Source organism: Kineococcus siccus (genome assembly GCF_009906795.1).
Lineage (GTDB): Bacteria > Actinomycetota > Actinomycetes > Actinomycetales > Kineococcaceae > Kineococcus > Kineococcus siccus.
This window is the reverse complement of the sequence record NZ_JAAALN010000227.1, coordinates 1-6523: the sequence shown is the minus strand read 5'-3', so window position 1 is coordinate 6523 and position 6523 is coordinate 1. Positions and strand designations below refer to the sequence as shown.

4 protein-coding genes are annotated in these 6523 nt (G+C 75.6%); 2 read left to right on the top strand and 2 right to left on the bottom strand.

Annotated features, from left to right (window positions below; all coding sequences use genetic code 11):
• Window positions 1-659, top strand: a 659-nt coding sequence (locus GTR02_RS18590) for a DUF429 domain-containing protein (protein ID WP_166608972.1), incomplete at its 5' end; no start/stop codon positions are given.
• A 97-nt stretch (window positions 660-756) separates the two neighbouring features.
• Here the strand turns inward: GTR02_RS18590 and GTR02_RS18585 are convergent.
• Entirely contained in the window at window positions 757-1395 is a 639-nt protein-coding gene (locus GTR02_RS18585) for a DsbA family protein (RefSeq protein ID WP_166608971.1), read from the bottom strand.
• Window positions 1396-1540: 145 nt separating this feature from the next.
• Between GTR02_RS18585 and pepN the strand changes: the two genes are divergently transcribed.
• Window positions 1541-4096 (top strand): aminopeptidase N, encoded by a 2556-nt coding sequence (gene pepN, locus GTR02_RS18580; protein WP_166608970.1) that lies wholly within the window; start codon window positions 1541-1543, stop codon window positions 4094-4096.
• 125 nt (window positions 4097-4221) lie between these two features.
• Here pepN and malQ read toward each other — a convergent pair whose 3' ends face one another.
• Window positions 4222-6369, bottom strand: coding sequence for a 4-alpha-glucanotransferase (gene malQ, locus GTR02_RS18575; RefSeq protein ID WP_338073917.1), 2148 nt, complete (start codon window positions 6367-6369; stop codon window positions 4222-4224).
• Window positions 6370-6523 lie beyond the last annotated feature (154 nt).

Here is a 6523-nt window from a genome sequence, read left to right as displayed (position 1 = left end):
GGTGGGCGCTCGCCCTCGTGCGCGGGTCCGTCGAGCGCGCCCGGCTGCTGCGCTTCGCCGTGGCGGACGGTCCCGACGACACCGCGGGGCTATGGGAGCCGGCCCGGGCGGCCGGCGCGGACGCCGTCGGGCTCGACGTGCCGATCGGGTTGCCCACCGGGGCGTGGCGCGAGGCCGACCTGCTCGCCAAGCGCCGCCTGGGCCGGGCCTCGGCCCGCGTCTTCCTCGTCCCGCCCCGGTCAGTGCTCGCGTGCCCCGACTACGCGACCGCGCGCCGCACGTGCCGCGAGGTGCTGGGCGGCAAGGGGCTGTCCGCCCAGACGTGGGGGATCCGCCGCCCCGTCCTCGCACTGGACGCGGCCCTGGCGCGCGACCCGTGGGTGCGCGCGCACGCCGTCGAGACCCACCCCGAGCTGTCGTTCGCGGCGCTCGCCGGCGAGGTGCTGCCGTCGAAGCGGACCGAGGCCGGGCGCAGCGCCCGGACGCGCGCGCTGCAGGGCTGGCTGCCGGAGCTCGCCGCCGCGGACGTCCCCGCGGGCGACGACCACCTCGACGCGGCCGCGTGCGCCTACTCGGCGCTGCGGTGGGCCGCCGGGGTCGCCGAGGTGCTGGGCGGCGAGCCGGACGCGACGGGTCTGCCGCAGCGGATCGTGGTGTGACCCGGGCCAAGACGACGGGGCCCAGACGACAGGGCCCGGACGACGGGGCCCGGACGACGGGGCTCAGACGACGACGGACCTCAGACGAGGAAGGGGCTCAGTCGAAGACGGGGCCCTGGGTCCGGGTGCGCTTGAGCTCGAAGAACCCGGGCGTCCCGGCCACCAGCACGCAGCCGTCCCACAGCCGGCCCGCGGCCTCGCCCCGCGGGGTCGGCGTGACGACGGGCCCGAAGAAGGCCACGTCGCCGAAGGCCACGACGGGTGTCCCGACGTCCTCACCCACGCGGGTGATGCCCTCGGTGTGCGACGCGCGCAGCTCGGCGTCGTAGGTGGTCGAGCGCGCCGCGGCCGCGAGGTCGGCGGGCAGGCCCACCTCGGCCAGCGCCTCGGCGACGACGACGTCGAAGTCCTTGTTGCCGCCGGGGTGGATGCGCGTGCCCATCGCGGTGTAGAGCGGCAGCACCACGTCCTCGCCGTGCAGCAGCCGCGCGGCCGTCACCACGCGGACGGGGCCCCAGCCGGCCTCCATCATCGCCCGGTAGTCCTCGGGCAGGTCCCGGCCCTCGTTGAGGACCGAGAGGCTCATGACGTGCCAGCGCACGGAGATGTCGCGCACGGCCTCGACCTCCAGGATCCACCGCGAGGTCATCCAGGCCCACGGGCAGAGGGGGTCGAACCAGAAGTCGGCGGTGGCGCGCGCGCCGGCGCCCGGGGTGGTGGCGTCTGTCGTCGTCATGCGCGCATCCTGCCCCGGCCGTCCGACAGCCACCACGGCTGGGCCGCGGGGCACGACCCTGCGCCGCTGTCGGCGCCGCGTGGCAGAGTGCCTCCCGCCACGAGAGGGTCCGCGACGAGGGCCCCGCGACGGAAGGACGTGGACGTTGCCCGGCGAGAACCTGACCCGCGAGGAAGCCCGCGCCCGGGCCGCCCTGGTGGAGGTGGACTCCTACGAGGTCGACCTGGACCTGACGACGGGCGAGGAGACCTTCGCCTCCCGCACCACCGTGCGGTTCCGCAGCAGCGAGGGTGCGGCGACGTTCGTCGACCTCATCAGCGCGGCCGTGCACTCCGTGCGGCTGAACGGCCGCGACCTCGACCCGGCCGTGGTGGGCGACGGCGTCCGCCTCCAGCTCGACGGCCTCGCCGCCGACAACGAGCTCGTGGTCGAGGCCGACTGCCGCTACATGAACACCGGGGAGGGCCTGCACCGCTTCGTCGACCCGGTCGACGACGAGGTCTACCTGTACTCGCAGTTCGAGGTGGCCGACTCGCGGCGGGTGTTCGCGGTGTTCGAGCAGCCCGACCTGAAGGCGACGTTCACCTTCGTCGTGACCGCCCCCGCGCACTGGCGGGTCATCTCCGGCTCCCCCGTCGCGGGCACCGAGGACGTGCCCGCGGGGCGGCGCTGGACCTTCGAGCCGACCCCGCGCCTGTCGTCCTACGTCACGGCGGTCATCGCGGGGCCCTACGCCGGCGAGGAGTCCGAGCTGGTCTCCTCCGACGGCCGCACGATCCCGCTCGGGGTCTACTGCCGGCGGTCCCTGGTCCAGCACCTCGACGCGCACAACGTCGTCGCGGCGACCAGGGCGGGCTTCACGTTCTTCGAGCGCGAGTTCGACCGGCCGTACCCCTTCGCCAAGTACGACCAGGTGTTCGTGCCGGAGTTCAACGCGGGGGCCATGGAGAACGCCGGTGCGGTGACCTTCGTCGAGAGCTACGTGTTCCGGTCCAAGGTGCCGCAGGCGATGGTCGAGCGGCGCGTCGTCACCGTCCTGCACGAGCTGGCGCACATGTGGTTCGGCGACCTCGTGACGATGCGCTGGTGGAACGACCTGTGGCTCAACGAGTCCTTCGCCGAGTTCGCCAGCACCCTCGCGGCGGCCGAGGCCACCGAGTGGACGAACTCCTGGACCACCTTCAACTCCCTCGAGAAGTCGTGGGCCTACCGCCAGGACCAGCTGCCGACCACGCACCCGATCGTCGCCGAGATCAACGACCTCGAGGACGTCGAGGTGAACTTCGACGGCATCACCTACGCGAAGGGGGCCAGCGTCCTCAAGCAGCTCGTGGCCTACGTCGGCCGCGAGGAGTTCATGAGCGGGGTGCGGGCGTACTTCCGCCGCCACGCGTACGGCAACACCGAGCTGGCGGACCTGCTGCGCGAGCTCGAGCAGACCTCGGGCCGCGACCTGGGCGCCTGGTCGCAGGAGTGGCTGGAGACCGCGGGCGTGGCGACGCTGCGACCCCGGCTCGAGGTCGACGCCGACGGCGTCATCACCGCGGCCGAGCTCCTGCAGGAGGCGCCCGCGGCGCACCCGCACCTGCGCGCGCACCGCCTCGCGGTGGGCTGCTACGACCTCGTGGACGGCGTGCTGCGCCGCACGCACCGCCTCGAGCTCGACGCCGTCGGCGCCCGGACCGAGCTCACCGGCCTCCTCGGGCGCCCGCGCCCGGACCTACTGCTGGTCAACGACGACGACCTGGCCTACGCCAAGATCCGCCTGGACGACGTCTCGCTCGCCACGGCGCTCGCGCACCTGGACGCCTTCGAGGACTCGCTGCCGGGGTCGCTCGTGGCCGCGGCGCTGTGGGACATGACGCGCGACGGCGAGGCGGCCGCGCGCGACTACGCCGACCTCCTGCTCGGGACGCTGCTCCCGGGCGACGGCGCGCGGGCCGACTCCACGGTGCTGCTCGTGCTCCTGCGGCAGCTGACGACCACCGTCGAGCTGTACACCGCGCCGGCGACCCGCCCGCAGGTGCAGGCGCGCACGGCCGACACGCTGCTGGCGCTGCTGCGCGCGGCCCCGGCCGGCAGCGACACGCAGCTGCAGTTCGCCCGCGCCTTTTCGGCGGCCGCCCGCACGGCCGAGCACCTCGCGGTCGTGCAGGACCTCTACGACGGCGGCGCGACGCTGCCGGGTCTCGACGTCGACACCGACATGCGCTGGGTCCTGCTCACGTCGCTCGTGGCCGGCGGGCGGGCCGACGCCGCCGCGATCGACGCGGAGCTGGTCCGCGACCGCACGGCCACGGGGCAGCGCGCCGCGGCCGCCGCGCGCGCCGCGCTGCCGACGCCCGAGGCCAAGGAGGCGGCGTGGGCCAGCGTCGTCGACGACGGGTCGCTGCCCAACGCGCTGCAGGCGTCGGTCATCGGCGGGTTCGGCCGCGTGCACGACGTCGGCCTGCTGCGGCCGTTCGTCGACCGCTACTTCGACGCCCTGCGGCGGGTGTGGGCCGAGCGCACCAACGAGATGGCCCAGCAGGTCGTCACGGGGCTGTACCCGCTGCAGCTGGCCGAGCAGGCCCTCGTGGAGCGCACCGACCGGTGGCTGGAGGACAACCCCGACGCACCCCCGGCCCTGCGCCGCCTCGTGCTGGAGAACCGCGACGGCGTCGCCCGCGCCCTGCGCGCCCAGGAGCGCGACGCGGCCTGACGAGCAGGCTCCCGAAGCACGACGACGCGCACGACGACCGCGCGCACGACGACGGCCGGGCACCGCCTCCGCGGAGGTGGTGCCCGGCCGTCGTCGTGGTCGTCGCAGCGCGGCGGGCCCGGCCCTCAGCCGTCGGCGGGCCGGTCCAGGGCCGACCGGACGACGGCCGCCAGGTGGGTCGCGCGGGGGTGCGCGGCGAGGTCGTCGAGCAGGACGACCTCCCCGTCCGGACCCGTCAGCGGCATCCGCCAGTTCGGGTACTCCAGGGACGTGCCGGGCTGGTTCTGCGTGCGCCGGTCGCCGACGGCGTCCACGAGGGCCACGCCGACCATGAGGGACGGCGACAGCGCCAGGTAGCGGTGCAGGGCCTCGACGACCTCCTGCTCCTCCGCGTCGGCCGGGAGCAGCCCGCGCTCGCGGACGAGCCCGAGGATGCGCTCCTGCTCGGCCTCGTCGCGGGCGCGCTCCTCCGCCACGGGCCGGGTCAGCAGGCCCAGCCGCTCCCGCAGGGCGACGTGCTCCTGCAGCAGGTACCCCGCGGTCGGGGGCAGGTCGTGGACCGTGACGCTGGCCAGGGCCAGCTCGCGGAAGTCCTCGGGCCGCTTCGGCTCCGCGCCGTCGTACTCGAACCAGAGGACGGCGCTGCCGAGGACCCCGCGCTCCGCGAGGTACTCCCGCACCCACGGCTCGACGGTCCCGAGGTCCTCGCCCACGACGACGGCCCCGGCCCGCTGCGCCTCCAGCGACAGGATGCCGATGAGCGCCTCGTGGTCGAAGCGCACGTAGGTGCCCTGCGACGGCGGCGCCCCGGCGGGGATCCACCACAGCCGGAACAACCCGATCACGTGGTCGACCCGCAGGCCCCCCGCGTGGCGCAGGATCGTGCGGACCATGTCGCGGAACGGGGCGTAGCCCAGGTCGGCGAGGCGGTCGGGCCGCCACGGCGGCTGGCTCCAGTCCTGCCCCTGCTGGTTGAAGGCGTCCGGCGGCGCGCCGACCGTGACGCCGTGCGCCAGGGCGTCCCCGAGGGACCACACGTCGGCGCCGTCCGGGTGCACGCCCACGGCGAGGTCGTGCACGATCCCGGGCCCGGTGCCGGCCGACGTCGCGGCGTCCTGCGCCGAGCGGAGCTGCTCGTCGGCCTGCCACTGCAGCCACTCGTGGAACTCGATGCGCCCGGCGAGCTCGGCCAGGGCGCCCGACGCCGCGGCGGCGGCGGGGTCGGCGACCTCCGCGGGCCACCGCGAGGCGGGCAGGCCGTGCCGCTCGGCGAGCGCGCACCACGCCGCGAAGCCGCTCAGCCCCGGGTCCTCGGAGTCCACGTAGCGGCGGAACGCCGCCTGCCGCGACCGGCTGCGACCGTGCGCGAAGACGATCTCGAGGGCCTCCTTCTTGGCGGCCCACACCGTGTCGCGGTCGATCTCGCCCGCGTCGGTGTTCATCGGCCGGACCCGCGCGGCGAGGCGCTCCACGCGCTCGCGGTCCGCCGGGGAGAGGTAGGCGACCTCGCGCACGTCCTCCACGCGCAGGTACAGCGGGTTGACGAAGCGGCGCGTCGTCGGCAGGTACGGCGACGGCTCCATCGGGGCGATCGGCTGCGCCGCCGCGAGCGGGTTGACCAGCAGCCAGCCGGCGCCCTGCTCCGCGGCCGTGGCCGCGAGGTCGCCGAGGTCGGCGAGGTCACCGACGCCCCAGGAGGCCGACGAGCGCACGGAGTACAGCTGCGTCTGGTAGCCCCACGTCCGGCCCGCCTGCAGGGCGTCGGGCAGCTCGAGCACGTCGGGCGTCACGACGAGCGCGCACTCCGCGTCGCCTTCGGGGGTGTGGGCGCGCAGGACGTGCCAGCCCAGCGGCAGGTCGTCCGGCACCTCGAAGGTCGCGCGGCCGGTCAGCACGCCGTCGACGTGCATGGGGTCGAACCACCGGTCGAGCTGGCGCAGCGGGGCCCAGCCGGCCTCGTCCTCCAGCTCCACGAGGCACTCCACCGCGTCGCCGTGGCGCACGTGGACCGGCACGTGGTGGGTGCGGCCCTCGCGCGCCACCACGACGGGCGGCAGGATCCGCCGCCACGACCGGAGCTTGACCTCCTGGTGGGCGGCGCTGACCGCCTCGGGCGTGCCGGCCTCGACACCCATCGCGGCCAGGACGGCCACGACCGTGCTGCGCGGCACGTCGGTCGTCGCGCCCTGCCAGTCCGTGAAGCGGGTGGCGACGCCCAGCGCCTCCGCGAGGGCCGTCAGCTGGTGGGAGGCACGTTCGTCGTCCGGCGGCACGGCCCCGACTCTGCCAGAGCGCGGCACCCGGCACCCGTCCAGGGGCGCGGGCGGCGGCGGGCGCCGGGGGACGCGACCGGCCCGCGCCCGGCGCGGGCCACCACTGCGGGGGCGACTGCCTAGGGTGGCTGACCATGAGCCGTCCTGCCGACGC